The 16,599-nt window shown below is 51.7% G+C and carries 15 protein-coding genes; 7 read left to right on the forward strand and 8 right to left on the reverse strand.

The genetic code is table 11. The features are described 5' to 3' along the window. Positions 1-223 precede the first annotated feature (223 nt). From B1748_RS12060 to B1748_RS12080, 5 genes are all read left to right on the forward strand, one after another. Positions 224-2,026 (forward strand): AfsR/SARP family transcriptional regulator, encoded by a 1,803-nt coding sequence (locus tag B1748_RS12060; protein WP_087568164.1) that lies wholly within the window; start codon positions 224-226, stop codon positions 2,024-2,026. Continuing rightward, entirely contained in the window at positions 2,023-3,540 is a 1,518-nt protein-coding gene (locus B1748_RS12065; RefSeq protein WP_087568165.1) for a PP2C family protein-serine/threonine phosphatase, read from the forward strand. Before B1748_RS12060 ends, B1748_RS12065 begins: the two co-directional genes overlap by 4 nt. Then, positions 3,524-5,140 carry a PP2C family protein-serine/threonine phosphatase gene (locus B1748_RS12070; RefSeq protein ID WP_179215546.1) on the forward strand — a complete coding sequence of 539 codons (1,617 nt, stop codon included), beginning with the start codon at positions 3,524-3,526 and terminating at the stop codon, positions 5,138-5,140. Before B1748_RS12065 ends, B1748_RS12070 begins: the two co-directional genes overlap by 17 nt. A 286-nt stretch (positions 5,141-5,426) precedes the next feature. Further along, positions 5,427-5,858, forward strand: a complete 432-nt coding sequence (locus B1748_RS12075; protein ID WP_087568166.1) for an ATP-binding protein — start codon at positions 5,427-5,429, stop codon at positions 5,856-5,858. Between the two features lie 9 nt (positions 5,859-5,867). Next, positions 5,868-6,239: an STAS domain-containing protein gene (locus tag B1748_RS12080; RefSeq protein WP_087568167.1), complete on the forward strand. Its 372-nt coding sequence runs from the start codon at positions 5,868-5,870 to the stop codon at positions 6,237-6,239. A gap of 77 nt (positions 6,240-6,316) precedes the next feature. Here the strand turns inward: B1748_RS12080 and B1748_RS12085 are convergent, their stop codons facing one another. The 6 genes from B1748_RS12085 to B1748_RS12105 all read right to left on the reverse strand — a co-directional run bounded on the left by B1748_RS12085 (position 6,317) and on the right by B1748_RS12105 (position 11,995). Next, the gene (locus B1748_RS12085; RefSeq protein WP_087568285.1) at positions 6,317-7,369 is read right to left on the reverse strand and encodes a siderophore ABC transporter substrate-binding protein; all 1,053 of its coding nucleotides are present in this window, start codon (positions 7,367-7,369) and stop codon (positions 6,317-6,319) included. Positions 7,370-7,515: 146 nt separating this feature from the next. Beyond that, the gene (locus B1748_RS12090; protein WP_087568168.1) at positions 7,516-8,277 is read right to left on the reverse strand and encodes an iron ABC transporter ATP-binding protein; all 762 of its coding nucleotides are present in this window, start codon (positions 8,275-8,277) and stop codon (positions 7,516-7,518) included. After that, positions 8,274-9,230: an iron chelate uptake ABC transporter family permease subunit gene (locus B1748_RS12095; RefSeq protein ID WP_087568169.1), complete on the reverse strand. Its 957-nt coding sequence runs from the start codon at positions 9,228-9,230 to the stop codon at positions 8,274-8,276. Before B1748_RS12095 ends, B1748_RS12090 begins: the two co-directional genes overlap by 4 nt. After that, positions 9,217-10,173: an ABC transporter permease gene (locus tag B1748_RS12100; RefSeq protein ID WP_087568170.1), complete on the reverse strand. Its 957-nt coding sequence runs from the start codon at positions 10,171-10,173 to the stop codon at positions 9,217-9,219. The genes B1748_RS12095 and B1748_RS12100 overlap by 14 nt, the downstream gene beginning before the upstream one ends. A gap of 10 nt (positions 10,174-10,183) precedes the next feature. Beyond that, complete coding sequence (locus tag B1748_RS37450; RefSeq protein ID WP_256975634.1) at positions 10,184-10,309, reverse strand: hypothetical protein; 126 nt, start codon at positions 10,307-10,309, stop codon at positions 10,184-10,186. Between the two features lie 150 nt (positions 10,310-10,459). After that, a complete protein-coding gene (locus B1748_RS12105) occupies positions 10,460-11,995 on the reverse strand; it encodes an AraC family transcriptional regulator (protein WP_087568171.1) in 1,536 nt (511 codons plus the stop codon). A gap of 117 nt (positions 11,996-12,112) precedes the next feature. On the opposite strand from B1748_RS12105, the gene B1748_RS12110 reads away from it, so the two are divergent. Further along, positions 12,113-12,937 carry a S1 family peptidase gene (locus B1748_RS12110; RefSeq protein ID WP_087568172.1) on the forward strand — a complete coding sequence of 275 codons (825 nt, stop codon included), beginning with the start codon at positions 12,113-12,115 and terminating at the stop codon, positions 12,935-12,937. A gap of 10 nt (positions 12,938-12,947) precedes the next feature. Here the strand turns inward: B1748_RS12110 and B1748_RS12115 are convergent, their stop codons facing one another. Further along, positions 12,948-13,796, reverse strand: coding sequence for a substrate-binding domain-containing protein (locus B1748_RS12115; RefSeq protein WP_087568173.1), 849 nt, complete (start codon positions 13,794-13,796; stop codon positions 12,948-12,950). Between the two features lie 56 nt (positions 13,797-13,852). Here B1748_RS12115 and B1748_RS12120 point away from each other — a divergent pair, with 56 nt between their 5' ends. Beyond that, the gene (locus B1748_RS12120) at positions 13,853-14,872 is read left to right on the forward strand and encodes a glycoside hydrolase family 2 protein (protein ID WP_087568174.1); all 1,020 of its coding nucleotides are present in this window, start codon (positions 13,853-13,855) and stop codon (positions 14,870-14,872) included. Between the two features lie 63 nt (positions 14,873-14,935). Here B1748_RS12120 and B1748_RS12125 read toward each other — a convergent pair whose 3' ends face one another. Next, on the reverse strand, positions 14,936-16,585 hold the full coding sequence (locus tag B1748_RS12125; protein WP_087568175.1) for a response regulator: 1,650 nt from the start codon (positions 16,583-16,585) through the stop codon (positions 14,936-14,938). Between the last annotated feature and the right edge of the window lie 14 nt (positions 16,586-16,599).

Below are 16,599 nucleotides of genomic sequence, written 5' to 3' on the forward strand. Positions count from 1 at the left end.
TAGTAACTTTCTTGCCATCACTATATCGAATGGATATTACAGGATGCTAACATGCGGAGAGGGTAGTTGTTTGTCAGTTTTTTGTAAGGAAAAAGAATAAAATGAAAGAGAAGAAGCGCTGAACGGTGGGATTCCGCAGCGCTTCTTCTGTTATAATTTAAGTACCGAAAATGTACGATTGACAGACAACGGATGGCGGACAAGAAGGCGGTGAAACGATAGGATGGCATGGGTAGAAGAACTGGACGGACTGCTTGGGCAAGGGCGCATGCGGGAGGCGGTCATTCGCATGGAATGCGTGATTCTGGAAGGTCGGGCATTGCCGGAGCAGCTGCTCAGACGGCTGCCGGAAACCCATCTGCAGGCATCGCCGTTGCTCCTCCAGGCCGTGGCCGAGATCGACTGCGACATCGGCAGGCTGTCCGAGGCCAAACAACGGCTGGAAGCAGCCGTGAAAGGCTTTGCTGCGCAATCCCTGCCTGATCGGCTCATTGGAGCCATGTGCGCCCTGGCCGAGCTGCAGCTTCGAACGGGAGACATCGCTTCTGCGGAAACGCTGCTCCTTTTTCTGAAGCACGAATATGACAAACGGCCTGATGACGATGGGGACGCCGCCGGCAGGCTGCCTCGCGCCCTGGCGGCCGGAGCCCGACTTGTCGATTCGGAAGCGAGCGCAAAAAGCTGGTATATCGGGGCGATCGGGCAATTTGAGCGCAAGGGCCGGCTTGCGGAAGCGGCAAGCACGCTGGCCCGACTTATCGTTCAATGCGGCGACGCCATACAGGAGCATGAGTGGAAGGATTTGGCATGGAGATTGCGTCAATGGTCGGCCGCTGCAGATGATGTTCGCGACCTCTATCCTTGGATCGGATCGCTTTGGGACCTGAGGCAAGGATATGGGGAGCCATCCATCGTGTCGCTGAGAAAATTTTTAAACGAAAGCTCGGCCGGACAACTGCCCTATTATCATATAGCGGAGATTCAAATTGCCGTCTATCGGGCCATGCTGGAGTTAAATGTCGAGGAGGCTCTCCGCTCCGGCGATGCTTTGCGGGCACTGCAACAAAAGCATTGTGCGGATTATTTGCTGCAGTATAGGCTCTTGCAGGCTTTGGCCGATGGGCTGAGGCGCGCAGGGAAGACGCCCCAGGCGGAGGAGGCCGCGACCGAGCTCGACAGGCTGGCCCGGCATTTAAAGCTGCCCCGGCCGTCAGTCCGCGAGGTCTCCAGCCCGGTGCCAGTTGGGCCGTTCCGGGCGAATGCAGAGGAAGAGGGCGCCGTCTGGCGCATTCGATTGTTTGGGGGCTTGGCGTTCCAGAACGGTTTTAGAGAGGTGCGGGGAATGCGGTGGAAGCGAAAAAAAGCGCAGGAGCTTTGCGTTTATTTGCTTTTGCAGCCCAATTACATGAGCTCAAGGGATCAGCTTATCGACATTTTACAGCTTGGAGAAGTTCCCGATAAGGCGGTGCGGTTGCTGCACGTCATTACCCATCAGTTACGGCAAACCTTTCTGGATGAACTGGGGATTCGGGACATCGTCTTTATTCGTGAAGGGCTCGTTTCTCTGCGCGAAAATGCCATCGAGTATGTGGACGTAGAAAAATATTACGCACTTATACGGACTGCGGATCAATTGTGGATCAAAGATCGGCCGCTCGCTTGCGAGCTGTACGAGGAGGCGCACGCGCTGTACGATGAGCTGCTGCCTGAGCTGCCTTATATTTCGTGGCTGGCCAATGTGCGGGAGCATGCGTTGGATAAGCAGACGGCCATCGTTCGAAAGCTATGTCGGGCTGCGGAGGAAAAGCAAGACGCGATAATGGAGGAGCATTATTGCCGGGAGTGGCTGCGGCTGCGGCCGGATCAAGAAGAAGCCTGTCAGCAGCAACTGCGCATTTTGACAAGGACAAAACGGCATCAGGAGGCGAGACAGTTGTATGAACGTTTTGCCCGGCATTACAGGGAGGAGCTTGGTTTGGAGCCTTCCGCGGAGACGGCGCAACTATTAGAGGAGCGGAGGTCATGAGTCTCTTCTCCGGTCCGGGGAATCGTTTGGTTGTCCTATATGCGCTGATCCTTGCCGCAGTATCGGCAGGCATGCTTCTGTCAAGCAAATATGTGGTCGGACACGAGGGAGACGAGCTGCAAACGCTTGTTGCCGTGGTGTTGGCCGGTCATGCCGGCATTTTGTTGCTGCTCTGTTTGTTCACTTTCCAACGGCTAGAAAACAGAGGTCCGGAAGAGCTGCAGCATAAATCGATGGATGCGGAGCTGCGGCAATGGAAGCTGCTGACGGGTTTTCCAAAACAATTGCTTTGGTTTACGTTTATCAGCAGTATGGCGGTTGCCCAGATTTGCCATATGATTCTTTTGGGGTTGCCTCCGTGGAGCATGGACACCGCGAATCAATATGCGCAAAGCACGCTTTCCAATTTGACGACTTATTTGGCTCTCGGCTTAATTTTCTACAGCACGGCGCGATGGGTTTTGCGGCCGTTTATTATGGAGCTGCGTTTGTATCGGCATGAGGACATTCGCTTTAAAAGCGCGACCTGGAGCTTCATTTTGGCGGCCGTCTGCGGCCAGGTCTATATGCTCCTGCGTCTGGTGCGTTACGCGGGGACCGCCCGGCGCGAAGGGGACTCCCCCGATTTCGTGACATTCGCGGCCATCGGAGTCATCGTCTCCGTAGTAACGCTAATCGTGGTGTACGGCATGTCCCGTTATTTATTCCGTGATATTGAGCGACTGACGGAAGGACTGCGAGAACTGGCCGGGTTTCGGAGGGGCGAGCTGCTGCGGCATCTTCCCATCGGTTCGCCGTATGAAGCAGGGGAGCTGACATTGGCGTTTAATGCATTGCAAGGCCGATTTGAACGAGAGTATGCGCGTCTTGACCGTGATATTCAACTGGCGGTTCAAGTGCAGCAGCAGCTGCTGTCCAATCTCCAGCCGGCGCTGGGAGACTGGCGATTTAACGGAGAATGCCGCAGAGCGACGGAGGTAGGCGGCGGCTTCTATGACGTTATCCCCCTCGACGGCGGACGCGCTGCGATTGTCGCCGGCTGCGTGACGGGCAACGGGCTTCCTTCGGCGCTTGTGATGTCTTCCGTTCTGATGCTGCTGCGCTCGCGCATGCAAGATGCGGCAACGGCGGGCGAGTGGTTGACGAGGCTGGATCAGGAGTGCAAGCCGATTATGCAGGAGGATATGCGGGTTCATATTGGAATTGGAATGATCGACAACGATCGCGAAACGCTGCATGTTGCGATGGCGGGACAAATGCAGCTGCTGCTCGAGCACAACGGGAGTACATCGGGGACGGAGTCGGGCGCGGAACCGCTTGGAAGGAGGAGCCCGGCCTCTGTTACAGAAAAAATATACCCGCTCGCCGGGGCATGCCGCGTTACGCTGCAAATGACGGAAGGCGGGGATGTTTCGGCCGGAGAGGCTTTGGATGACGCGATGTTTCCCGAGGACAGCAGTTCCATTACCGCATGCAGAAACGGAGAGGGGAAGCGACATGAGGAGGAGCAGTAACAAGGCGGACTTACTGCCCTTGCGGCTTTTTGGCGCTTATATCGCCGTATTCATCGGAGGCACGTTGTTTATAACGATCAACAACTTGGTGATTCATGGCATTGCGTTCGAGCAACTCCTGAAGTTTAATATCCCTTTTTTGATTATTAGCGATATTTTCTTGGCTTTCCTGCTGTACGCCATTACCTATTGGCGTTTGGGCGCGGTATTTCGCTCTTTTCGAAGACTGGGCGCGGATCTGCCGAAGCAGGTTGTTTTTGAGAAGTTAATGCGCTTTCCCGGGGAGTTATCCGGCGGCATGATTTTGCTCGCGCTTGCGTTTATCGCCCTGCATCACGGCATCGAGATAGTTTCTTTGCAGAGAAGGGTCGATTCCTGGGAGCATGTCGTACATTTGGCGCAAAGCGTTTTGTCGGAGGTAAGTCTGGCGCTTATACTGGCGGTTCTGCTATTTGTCATGACGAGAAGATGGCTGCGCTCCTATGCCGCCCGCCTTGCAATGGACAAGCTGCCCGCAAACCGTAAACATTCGGCGGTCAGACTTCTTACGCTTGGTGCGATAATCGGCTTCATCATCACCTTTTCCGCCGCAATTCGTATTCTTCCCAAGGCCGAAGAGGGCTGGAGCGCCATGTCCATACTGGGCTTGCCCGCCTTATACGCCGTTTTCTCCACCAGCATTCTTGCCTTCTATGCGCTTGAGCTTAGAAAGGAGCTGCGTCTGCTGATCGACGGCTTGCGGAAGCTGGCCGACGGTGAGAAAAGCAGCCTGCATCGGACGTTTCCGGTCTTATCCGTCCATGAGGTCGGCAGATTGGCGTCTGCCGTCAACGAGATTCAAACGCGGATCGGCCAATCCTATTTGGAGGTGGAGCGGCAGTTGCGGCTTGCTTACGCGGTGCAGCAGAAGCTGCTTCCAAAAAGGCTGGCGGTCACGCCGGAGTTCGACATCGCCGCTTCTTGCCAGCAATGCCATGAGGTGGGCGGAGATTGGTACGATGTCATTCCTTTGGGAGAACATCGTTATTGTATAGCCATAGGCGATGTATCCGGCAAAGGGATGCCCGCCGCCCTGCTGATGTCGGCTGCCATGACAGGGCTTCGCACGGTGGTTGCGCAAGGGGGAACGGCAGGCGACATGCTTGGCCGGTTGAATCTGTACATGTATCAGATGACAAGAGGCCGGATGTACACGACGGCGGGGCTTGCCATCCTGGATGTGTCCGCCGCTTCCCTGGAATATGCCGCCGCAGGCCATCTGGACCCTTATTGGATTCGGCAAGGGGAGCTGATCGATTGGCCGTGCTCCTCGCTCCCGCTCGGTATGTTCCCAGATACGGCGTACCATGGAGCGTCTCGCGCATGGGCGCCCGGCGACATGTTCCTCTTGTATACGGACGGAATCATTGAGAGCGGACAAGCGGCGGGAGACATGCTCGGTTTCGAGCGATGGGAGCAAGAACTGAGGCGGTTGTCCCCCGAGCGCCATGCGGAAGATCAGCTTCAAGCCTTGCTCGGGCGGCTGGAGCATTCTGAGCATGAAGGAGAGCTTCACGACGACCGCACCGTTATACTGCTGCGATGGAAAGGACGGTTGTAGAGGTTGTTCAAAAAGTCCGCTTTTGATCACGAAGTATACCAGGAAGCCTAATCGACATCGAATATGGAACGCAAGCGAAACTAAGCGTATGCTTTCGAAGTATGTTTCCTCCGGAAACATTGCAGGTGCTCACGTAGCTTCCACTACGCTCCGCTCCTCAGTTTCTACTTGCATTCCATCTTCTCGGTGCTGAAAACCGAACTTTTTGAACACGAACTTGTAATCATTTTGTTAGCTTTGTTCGGGATAATCGCGATATCGGGACGAGGCGGAGAGGAGGGCGGCTGTGGATAAATTTCCGGTTTTCAAGCGGTGGGACATTCCAAGCGTTTATGGCTTCGAAAAAACGGTCATGCAGGAGGCTGCCGCCGAAATGATGCGGCTTTTCCCGGAGAGAAGCCCGAGCCGATTGGACGATATCAAAACGGTCATCGCCGAAGCTTGCTTGAACGCCATCGAACATGGCAACGGAGGCGATGCGAATTTGACGGTGACGATTCAATTGACTGCGGAGCGGGATAAAGTTTCGTTCCGGATCTACGATCAAGGCGCCGCCACGGCTGTCATCGACCAGAACGCGGATGTTCCGCTTTCGGATAAATGGGAGCTGCCCCGCCCTCGGGGCTGGGGACTGACGATTATTAGCCGGCTATCCGATCATTGCGAGTTTGGGCAATGCGAAGGAAAAACCTGTTTGGACATTATCTTTTATTGGTAGGAGGCCATTATGAACAACCCGTTCCGAGCGGAAAGCCGATTGAATGCGCACGCCTTCATCCTGGACCTTTACGGCGACTTGTCCAACCAATCCGAGGAATACCTGATCGGCATGAAGGATTGGGAACTAGGGCTGCAGGATGGCAGAAGGTTTCTTATACTCAACTTCGTGCACGTGGATTACATTAACAGCATGGGAATAGCCGTATTGATCCGTATCGTAAGATCGCTTGCCAAAGCCGGCTGCCAAACCTTTGCCTTTGGCGTTACCGCGCATTACCAGAAGCTGTTCCGGATGGTGGGCTTAACCGAGTTTATGGCCGTCTATCCGGACGAATATTCCATTGGTCAGCGTATCGAGGCTTTGCAGGACAACCGCTAATAAGGTTGTGGCAAGCAAATTAAAAAGCTGCCCCAGAAGTAGATTCATAACTTCGGAGCAGCTTTGTTGCGTTGTTATTATTTCAGTTCAGCCAATACTTCTTCGATTTTGGCAAGCTCGGATTGCAAGCCGCCGCCGCCCAGGTACCAGAGCGGACCATCAAGGTAAACGATGCGGTTGTTTTGATACGCTTTTGTTTTCTTAATAATCGCGTTCTCCATGTCGGCCTCGATATTCGATGTATTGCCCGCCGTTGCCGCGGTACGGTCAATGACGAGAAGCACTTCCGGGTTGAACTCGAGCACGGCTTCAAAGCCGAAGTTGGAGCCATGGGAAGAAGCTTCGATATCGTCCGTCACCGGCTTAAAGCCGTATACTTCATACATGTAGCCGAAGCGGGAGTTGGAGGCGAAGCCGGACAGATTTCCTTCGTTATACATGGTAACCAATGATGTTTCATAATTGCCGGCTAACGTATTAATGTTTTTCAGGGCTTCGTCGAAGCTGGCAAGATACTCGGCAGCCTCTGCTTCCTTGCCAAACATCTTAGCTGCGATGTCTACGGAAGCCAGGAAGGTGTTCCAGTAGTCGTTTTGCTGTGTTCCGACAAATACGACATCCGCAATTTCTTTCAGTTCCTCATAAAAGGTGGATTGACGGCCGGAGATAAAGATAACGTCCGGGTCCAGTTCGGCGATGTCCTCGAACAAAGGCGTTTTTAGCGTGCCGATATTCGTATACTCGTCTCCCGAAAAATGTTCGAGATGAGCCGGCAAGCTGGAATCCTTAGCGAGACCTACGACGCCTTCTACGCCGAGCGCATCCAATGTATCCAGGAACCCGTAATCGAATACGACGATTTTTTCGGGCATCTTCTCGAACGTTACGTCCGGGAATGCGATCGTTCCTTTTTCTTCGTTCTCTGTAGAAGCGATAGTTGAGCTAATCGTCATGGGATATGCGGGAGCCGATGCGTCATTGTCGGCAGGCGGCTGTTCTGTAACAGGCGGATTGCTTGCGGCAGAACCGCCTGAGGCGTTCTGATCGGCCTCATTATTGTTACCTCCGCCACAGGCTGCCAACATAAGCGACATCACCGTGATTGCACTTACCAATTTCCATTTTTTCATCATTACGAATCTCTCCTTGTTTATCATTTTATATAAAATAATTGATATCAATTATCAATATCATCCAAAAAAAGGGTGCGCGAAAAGTAGGAATCCACTCGATGGTCACTAGAACTACGGCTACGCATCCGCCGCTTCTCTTGCGTCTAGGAATTAAAATAGACGCAGATTCGGCATCCGTTTTGATCTTGAATCGGAATATCCATATCGAAGATATCTCGCAGCGAATCCGTCTTAATAATCTCGTGCGTCGGGCCGTCCTTGACCAAACGGCCATTTTTGAGCGCCACAATACGGTCGGAATAAACGGAGGCGAAATTAATATCGTGCAGCACGATAATGACGGTTTTCCCCAGCTCATCTACAAGATTGCGAAGAATCTTCATGATTTGCACGGAATGTTTCATATCCAGATTGTTAAGCGGCTCATCGAGAAGAATATATTCAGTATCCTGAGCAATGACCATGGCGATAAAAGCCCGCTGTTTCTGGCCGCCCGACAATTCATCCAGAAATTTATCCTGCATTTCGCCGAGATTCATATAAGCGATCGCTTGATCCACAAACTTTTCGTCTGCCGAGGTCAGCCGTCCCTTGGAATACGGATATCGTCCGAATGCGACAAGCTCTCGTACCGTTAATCGGACATTGATATGATTGGCCTGCTTCAAAATGGAAACCCGTTTGGCGAATTCGCTGGAGTTCCACTTCTTGACATTGTTGCGATCCAGCAATACTTCTCCCGTATCCGCATCTAATAACCGGCTCACCATAGAGAGCAACGTGGATTTACCGGCGCCGTTCGGGCCTATGAACGAAGTAATCGTACCCGGTTCAATCGTAATGGAAACATCCTCTACAACCGGCTTTTTGCCGAACAACTTGGTTAAACCCTTGATCTCGATCATCCCGCTGCCCTGCTTTCTTTAAGTAATAAGTAGATGAAATAAATCCCGCCGATAAAGTTGATGATGACGCTGAGCGTCGTCGTCAATTCGAAAATATGCTCGACGAGGAACTGCCCTCCCACCAGCGCGACAATACCAATCAAGCTGGCTCCCAGGATGAGTATAGAATGCCTGTACGTCACTAAATATTGATAAGCCAAATTCGCTACAATGAGTCCAAAGAAGGTGATCGGTCCCACGAGCGCGGTCGAGGTTGCAATCAACACGGAGGAGAGGATTAAAATATTCATGACCATCCGGTCATAGGGAATGCCCAAATTCATTGCATTTTCCCGACCGAGCGACATGACATCCAGCTTATCCATGATCCTGTATCCGTAAATAAACGCGATAAACAAGATGCCAACGGAAATGTACAGAAGATCCTTCTTCACATTCATAAAATTGCCGAATAATCGATTTTGCAGGCTCAAATAATCGACCGGATCGATCAGCACCTGCAGGAAAGTGACGAAACTGCCCAGCAGCGTGCCTAAAATCATCCCGATCAACAGCAGCAAATAAATCGGATGTTTATCGGCCCGGAACAAAAACCGGTACAAAATCAGCGCAAACAACACCATGACAGCTATTGCGGCGCCAAAATTCAAATACTTGTTGAGGACCCAAACGGATAAGGAGCCCGCAAAAAAATAAATGAACGTTTGCACCACTTCGTACATGGAATCAAGGCCCATCACCGATGGCGTCAATATCCGGTTCCGCGTGATGGTTTGGAATACGACGGTAGAGTAGGCAATCGCGATTGCCGTTACGACCATAGCCGCAATACGAAGCATCCGTCTGGGAAAAGCGTAATCAAAGCCGCCCTTGATATCATAAAACGCGTATAACAAGATGCAGACGATCGATAATATCGCGAGAATAACAAGCTTCATACTATTTTTTGGCATATGCTCTCCCCCTAATCAACATCACTAAGAAGATCGCACTGCCAATCACCGCAACCGTTACATTAACCGGGATTTCATAAGGATGGATCACGATCCGCCCGATAATATCGCAAACGAGCAGAAAAACGACGCCCATCGCAGCAGTGTGAGGGATCGTTTTGCGCAAGTTATCGCCTAGATAAAGCGACACAATGTTCGGAACGATCAAACCCAGGAACGGAATAACTCCGACAGTCAGCACCACCGTTGTGGAGATGATGGCCACTAATATAAGACCGATGTTCATGACGGCTTTGTAGCTTAAGCCCAAGTTTTTTGCGAAATCCTCGCCCATGCCCGCTACCGTAAACTTGTTCGCATATAGATAAGCTAGAACAAAAGCTGGAACACTTATATATAACAGCTCATATCTGCCGGAAATAACAAGGGTAAAGCTGCCCATCAGCCAAGCCGAAATATTTTGGAGAAGATCGGCCTCGTAAGCGAAAAACGTCGTGATGGACGATAAGATATTCCCGTACATAATGCCGATGAGCGGAACGAAAATGACATCCTTGAATTTAATTCGATCCAGGATCTGCATAAAGACGAAGGTCCCCGCCAAAGCAAATGCAAATGAAAATAAAATCTGCCCCGTGTAGGTGACATTCGTAAAAAACAGCATGGATATTAAAATGCCTAGCTTGGCTGCATCCAATGTGCCTGCAGTCGTAGGAGATACAAACTTATTGCGGCTCAGGGACTGCATAATCAAGCCCGCTATGCTCATGCCGGCTCCAGCCAAAATGATGGCCATCAAACGAGGCACCCGGCTAACTAAGAAAATATCAATCTTATCTGTATCTCCATTGATAAGATCGCTAATCTTAATATCGATAGCGCCTAGAAATAAGGATACGAAGGACAGCAAGACCGCGGCGACAATGACAATCCATAGTCTCATGAGCGGCTCTTCAGCTCTCGATTACCGTGAGCAGCAGTGCTGCCGGATAACCGGCATGGAGGCTGCCTGCGATTTTTTCTCCGGCCTGGAACTTATGGGCAGAACGCCAATGTTTCATTATATCTGTTAATGCCATACGTTCTCATTCTCCTTACCTCTATGCGGTCGTTCAAAAACACGACTTCTCGTTAGTGATAATCATTATCACCATTTCCTATTCTACATCTTTTTCTACGCCGAGGAATGGATTTTCCCTTTCGCCGGGATGGATTTTTCTTTTGCGCGATTATTTTTCGTCCTCCATCAGCCGGCTCACCGTCTCATCCACAAGACCGCCGTAAAACGATGCGTTATATAAGGACGGTACCGGATGTCGGATAATCAGACATTCTGCCCGGTTTGGATGCAGGATATTCCAGTCTGCTATCAGCTTGCTCTCTTGCCATTCGGAGAAGGTGTCGGGGACGAGCAGCAGCGCATTGTCGCAAAGCGTAGAAATGTCCTCCAGCCGTTCGGTATCGAGAATTCGGATCTGCTGCACTGCAGCAGGAGATGTCAGGCCCAACGCGTCGTAGAACAGATCGCTCATTTTTTTCGCTCGCCGGCCGTATACGCGATACCCGCTCGAATGTGCGGATACAATGAGGAAAGGGGTATGGCCGAGCGCAAGCTGGACAAGTCGTCTGGCGTTAGCTGCCTTCAGCTTGAATTGCGTAAGCCAGTGGTCCGCGACGCCGGAGAGCTCCAGCAATTGCCCGATGCGGTGAAGCCGATCCCGCCAGGAGAGATTCGAATTTTTCCAGATGATCATCTCGACCGGTGCAATGTGTTTCAGCTCCAGTAAAATTTCCTCCGACACCGGCTGCGTAAAGATGATGTCCGGCTGAGCGTCCCGAAGTCTTGGCATCAGCTCTTGCCAACGCTCGGTCCAGCCTCTTGGCGGCGAGAATGCGGGCGTAATGCCAAGCGCCTTGAAATCCCCTTCGAAGACCGGACATAAATTTGCGATACGTCGGTTTGCGCGGGCCACATATTCCGTAGGAGATAACCCCATATGCTTCTTGAACACTCTGCTGAAGTACAACTCGTCGGCGTACCCTACGGAATGCGCCACATCCATAATCGAGGCAGGCGAATTGGACAGCAGGGATAACGACGCGTTAAGACGCGTGGCGGTGATCCACTTGTGAGGAGTGAAACCCGTATACTCCTTGAACGCTTGATAAAATCGACTTGCTGCGACTCCTGATTCGCGAGCCATCTCTTCCAGGTTCAGCGGCTCGTTGAAACGATTGCCGATCAGGCGGTACGTCCTCTCCATCAGTCGGAGCAACGCTTTGGCGCCGTCCGCTTCGTTCTCCTTCGACCGCAGCAGCCAAGCGGCTGTCAGCGCATAGAGATGCGACTGCAGCGTAAGCCGCGTTACGTCCGGCAACGACTCGAAGGGAGCGTCAACCGCCGCCGCGAACGCCTCGGCCCACATGCGGGAGTGCGGCAGACGGCAAGAGTAAGTTCTTTGCTCCCCCAGCGCGAGCGCTCCGGACTCCTCGAATCGGATAATCAGCACCTCGGCCGTGCCTACCTCCCGGTTACGAATCGAGAACCCGGAAAGATGCGGGACATAAAACCATTCATCCACCGCTGCCTCGAACAGGGCGGCTTCATTTTCGGCAAGGCAATGCACACTCTCCCGCAGCACGAAGCCGAACGCCGAAGTACGTCCACAGTCAATGTCTACCCGTTCCCCCTCCTTCAGAATAAAGGATTCGGATTGCAGGAATGAAAGTAAAGCTGTTGCTTGCGATCCAGAAATATCGTTCATCCTCCTAAAGGAAGTGTTGTTATCCCAATTGTACCGCCTTTTATTTTTTTAACCAAATCGCTGCGGGATTGATGTTACAATAACGGGACAAGGCAACGGCGAGTAGGGGGGATACGCATGGAAAATCATCCGAATCACAACAAAGAGGATCACAACCCATATGAGGACGAGGAGTGGGACTTTGAGTCGGAAGAGGAGGAAGATGACGGAGGTTCATCTGCCACGCGGCGCAAGTGGATCAGAAATACGATCATTTTTCTGCTGGTGGCCGCTCTGGTCGGCAATATATTGGCATTTTGGCCGCAAATCTACAACATGAAGACGCTGCCCCTCTTGTTCAAATCGAAGGAATTATCCAGCCAGGCAAAAATCCAAAGCTATAAAGAAGCGGTTGTCTTAGTCAGCACGGACAATGGCAAAGGCACGGGATTTCACATTAACGGCGGATATATCGTGACAAACTATCATGTAATCGAAGACAACGGCTATATCATAGTGAAATTTCCGGAGCATAGCCAGAGTTATAAAGCGGAGCTGTCGGGCAGCGATCCCGATCTGGATATCGCCATACTGAAGGTGGACATCGGGAATCAACAGCTGCCGTTTATTGAAATGGAGCGGAATCAAAAGCAATGGGAGCCTGGCGATCCTATCAACGTGATTGGCAATCCGCTGTTTTTTACGCAAATCGCCATAGAAGGCGCTGTAATCGGCTTGGTTCCGATTCAAGGCCGTCAACAGCCGGCCCTGGCCCTTGATGCGCCGATTTATGGCGGCAATAGCGGCTCTCCCGTCATCAACGAGCATGGCAAAGCCATCGCCGTTGTTTACGCCACTACCGATATCTCGCATCAAGACCAAATGATGCGGGCCGGTTTGGCCGTGCCGGTCGCCGACTTCGAGAGCTTGCTGCTAAAACTGTTGCCGCCGGAAGAGGATTAGGCTCTGACGCTTAATGATCGGACTGATGTGAAGATTGAGGCCGCGCGGCAACCGACTGTCGAACGACGAGATGCGGATTGAGCAGTGTACGAATGGTAGTGCCATTAGGCTCGGCCAGGCGGCGGCGAATCATCTCCATGACGAGTATACCTACATTTTCCCTTGGAAAATGTATCGTGGTCAGCGGCGGTGCATTCCACTTGGCCGCTTCCAAATTGTCGAAACCGATTAAGGACACTTGGCCGGGAACGTCGATTCCGCGCGCGACCAGCTTTTGGCTTACGTGAATGGCGAGCGGGTCATTTGCGCAAAAGAAGGCCGTCGGCATATGCTCCAGCAGGAGCGATTCGTGAATGCTATCCAAATTAATGCTCCCATCGGCGTTTCGCAGCTGCAAATTTATGATGCATCGTTCGTCAATCGGCAGTCCGAAACGGCGCATAGCGTCCAGGAAGCCGTGACCGCGCTGGCAGAAGCTTGGCGAAAGGTTATGATCCCCGATGAAACCGATATGGCGATGTCCGTTTTCGAACAAATGGCGTACGGCTAAATAGGCGCCTGCATAATCGTTTGCGCCGATCGAATCGATATGCGGGGCAAGATGATATTCATTGTCGAAGGCGATTGACGGTATGCCGGATTGAATCAGCTTAGCCGCAATCCCCTCCGGGATTAAGCCGAACAGCAAGTTCACATGCGGTTTGACAGCGGGCAGCCTCAATTCTGATGGCGTGTCCGTTGCCAGGTCGACCGGAAGCAGATCGAGTCGGCAACCGCCGGCTTTTAATTCGCGATCGAGGGACAAATAAACAGAAGTGAAATGCGGATCGGTCAAATTGTGCCGTTCGACGACGAGCAGAACAACTAGTTGTTCCTCTGATTCGTCCGGTCGGCACGTCTCATGTGACCGGTATTATGTTGGAGATGATCGAATATTTGCGAACGCATGACATGGATGATTACCGCGACTATTTCTCATCGTTTATAAGCCGGTTTTGCCCGGAGTTTCCGATGTTCGGAACGCCGGAAATTCATTCTATGCGGCGCTTTATGAGCGAGGAGCAATTGCAAGACCCGACTTTCAAAATGATTGAATATCATACAAAAAACCATCCCGGCCTAACGGATTTTTCATTATTCAAAGCGTTGGAGCTGCTGGGCGAAAAGCTGACTCCGTCCACGGATACTCTAGTCGAGCGCATTCGCCGCATGTCGTTCGTGCAGCGGGAACTAACCCAAATCGTCGTCGAATCTTATCGGCGCAACCGTTTCTATACAGGCGGACTGCTCTTTTGGATGTACAACGACTGTTGGCCGGCCAGCGGCTGGAGTTTGGTTGATTACTATGGTTATCCGAAAGGCGGCTACTATGGAATAAAGGCTGCCTCCAAACCGGTAATCGCTTCGGTGGAGCGGGATCGGACGAACGGTTCCATCCTATGTTGGGTATGCAATGAACGACTGGAGCAATCAAACGGAATCGGCCGATTGTTCGTACTTTCTCTGGATGCGGAAGCAACCGATAAGGCAATGTGGTCCAGCGAGTTTGAATTCGCTGTTGCTCCGGGTTCTTCGGCGGCGGCAGCGACGTTTGATGATGCCGAGCTGAGATCGTTCTTGGACAATCGTCATGTTCTTGTTATGGAAATCGAAGGAACATTCGGCACTGACCGTTCCGTATGGTTTACGGGACGGCCTGCGGAGCTGCAGCTTGCGCCATCCGAAGCGCGCATCGCAAAGAGGACGGACGCAGAAGGGGGCGGCACATTGATCGTCACCGCAAATCGCTATGCTCACTCGGTTATGCTGCATGGAGAGTATGTGTTCTCCGACAATTACTTCGAGTTGTTGCCAGGAGAGTCCAAGACCGTTCCATACTATTCGATTGCCGGGGCTCAAGAAAAACGGGAGATCGAGCTGCACGCTTGGAATTAAGGCGAAAAAAAGAAAAGGCTCTCCGTGTTCACCCATGGTGGCGGAGAGCCGCTATCGCGTGCCTTACCCTGTTCTTTGATCACGAAATTCCTTCGGGGTCAGCCCGGAATGTTTTTTGAATACTTTAATGAAATAGGGCGGATTATCATAACCTAATTCTTCGGCGATTTCATGGACTTTTTTATTGCTTTCCAGCAGAAGCTTTTCCGCTTTGATCATCTTCAGACGCAAAATGTAGGCGCTTAGCCCTTCGCCGGTCTCGAATTTGTAGATGCGGGATAAATAGACGGGATGAACATAAACGAAATCTGCGACTGCTTGCAGGGAAGTATCCCCCGATAGATGCGACTCGACATATTCCTGAGCCCGCCTGACAAGGAAGGCAGACGTTTCGCCTTGTTCGCTGTTCATATCCGCTTTTACTTTTTCTAGCACTCGCGACACCCATACTTGCAGCTGATCGATGTTTCGAAAGGGCACAGGCTGCAGGAGCAAACCGAAATCTTCGCCGATGATGTCCTCGAGCCGCTTCCCGTTTTTGTGGGACAGATGAATCAGCGCGCTCCCCACGGCAAAATAAATTTCCATAATATGCTCTTGAGAGGGCTGCCCGTTATCCGGATCATGGATCTGAAACACCGTTTGCAGCTTTTCCTCTATCGCATCCCAGCGCCCCGATTCCAAAAGCTGAACAAGCGTCGGAGAATCGTACAAACCGATGGAAGAGTCGACGGGCAGCGAATCGCTAAACGAGCCCGCTGATATAAGAAATTCCTCGTTTCTTCCGAAGCGTTGTCTGACCAGGCTCAGAGACGATTGGTACAGCTTCGGAATATCTTGCGGAAATAGGCCTTTATTGCTGATTAATATGGATATACGGCCATGAAGGAACGCTCCGACACTGTTTTGCAGCTCGCTTGCCTCGCGTTCCAGTTTCAAAGGTCTGAGAGGGGTGGAGGTATGACCAGCATGAGGGTGATCATGCGGCTCCGCCTTCTCTTTGATCAAAAAAATCAGGTAATCATGGGGATCTCTGCACGTCCACAGCATGTAATCATCTTGAAATATTTCTTCGGCCATATTGCCTATCGCATACTCCATTAAGTGAAAATCCCGGCGGTTATAAGTGTAGAACGATTCGTCCATACGGACGATCATAAGCGTAACCCCGTCTCCTGCTGCAAACGGAATTTCGAACGACTCCAGCTGCTGCTCCAATACCGCTGGCGGAAAGCTGCGACCTTGAAGCAGCTCGTTGAGCAAGCCGTCTCTCAGCTTTGGGAAGTTCTCCTTTAGGGTGTAGAGCGTACGTTGATGTGAGCTGATCTCCTCCCATTCCTTGTTAATGGATTCGGTTACTCTCTGCAAACATGCGATGATCTCTTCATCGTCGGCGGGCTTGAGGATATAGTCGGCGGTATGATAGAGGATCGCCTGCTTGGCATATTCGAAATCGGAATAGCCGCTTAATAAAATGCACTTGATTCTTTTCCGCTTTTGCCGAATGCGTTCGATCAGTTCCAGCCCCGACATTCCCGGCATTCGGATATCCGTAATAACGATCTCGATAGGATACGTATCCAGTACTTGCAACGCTTCCTTGCCTGAGAAGGCTTTATAGACTTGGCCGATATTCAGCTCCTCCCACGGAATGGATTTCGCCAGGCTTTCGACCAAATGCTCATGATCATCCACGATCAGGATTTGAAACATTCGAATCTCCTCCT

This window comes from Paenibacillus sp. MY03 (genome assembly GCF_002165585.1).
GTDB classification, from domain to species: domain Bacteria; phylum Bacillota; class Bacilli; order Paenibacillales; family Paenibacillaceae; genus Pristimantibacillus; species Pristimantibacillus agaridevorans.

Excerpts from the sequence above, each read along its gene's own strand:
- B1748_RS12065 (WP_087568165.1), top strand. The coding sequence starts at position 2,023 with ATGAGTCTCTTCTCCGGTCCGGGGAATCGTTTGGTTGTCCTATATGCG.
- B1748_RS12070 (WP_179215546.1), top strand. The coding sequence starts at position 3,524 with ATGAGGAGGAGCAGTAACAAGGCGGACTTACTGCCCTTGCGGCTTTTT.
- B1748_RS12085 (WP_087568285.1), bottom strand. The coding sequence starts at position 7,369 with ATGAAAAAATGGAAATTGGTAAGTGCAATCACGGTGATGTCGCTTATG.
- B1748_RS12080 (WP_087568167.1), top strand. The coding sequence starts at position 5,868 with ATGAACAACCCGTTCCGAGCGGAAAGCCGATTGAATGCGCACGCCTTC.
- B1748_RS37450 (WP_256975634.1), bottom strand. The coding sequence starts at position 10,309 with ATGGCATTAACAGATATAATGAAACATTGGCGTTCTGCCCATAAGTTC.
- B1748_RS12090 (WP_087568168.1), bottom strand. The coding sequence starts at position 8,277 with ATGATCGAGATCAAGGGTTTAACCAAGTTGTTCGGCAAAAAGCCGGTT.
- B1748_RS12095 (WP_087568169.1), bottom strand. The coding sequence starts at position 9,230 with ATGCCAAAAAATAGTATGAAGCTTGTTATTCTCGCGATATTATCGATC.
- B1748_RS12105 (WP_087568171.1), bottom strand. The coding sequence starts at position 11,995 with ATGAACGATATTTCTGGATCGCAAGCAACAGCTTTACTTTCATTCCTG.
- B1748_RS12125 (WP_087568175.1), bottom strand. The coding sequence starts at position 16,585 with ATGTTTCAAATCCTGATCGTGGATGATCATGAGCATTTGGTCGAAAGC.
- B1748_RS12120 (WP_087568174.1), top strand. The coding sequence starts at position 13,853 with ATGTTGGAGATGATCGAATATTTGCGAACGCATGACATGGATGATTAC.
- B1748_RS12110 (WP_087568172.1), top strand. The coding sequence starts at position 12,113 with ATGGAAAATCATCCGAATCACAACAAAGAGGATCACAACCCATATGAG.
- B1748_RS12060 (WP_087568164.1), top strand. The coding sequence starts at position 224 with ATGGCATGGGTAGAAGAACTGGACGGACTGCTTGGGCAAGGGCGCATG.
- B1748_RS12100 (WP_087568170.1), bottom strand. The coding sequence starts at position 10,173 with ATGAGACTATGGATTGTCATTGTCGCCGCGGTCTTGCTGTCCTTCGTA.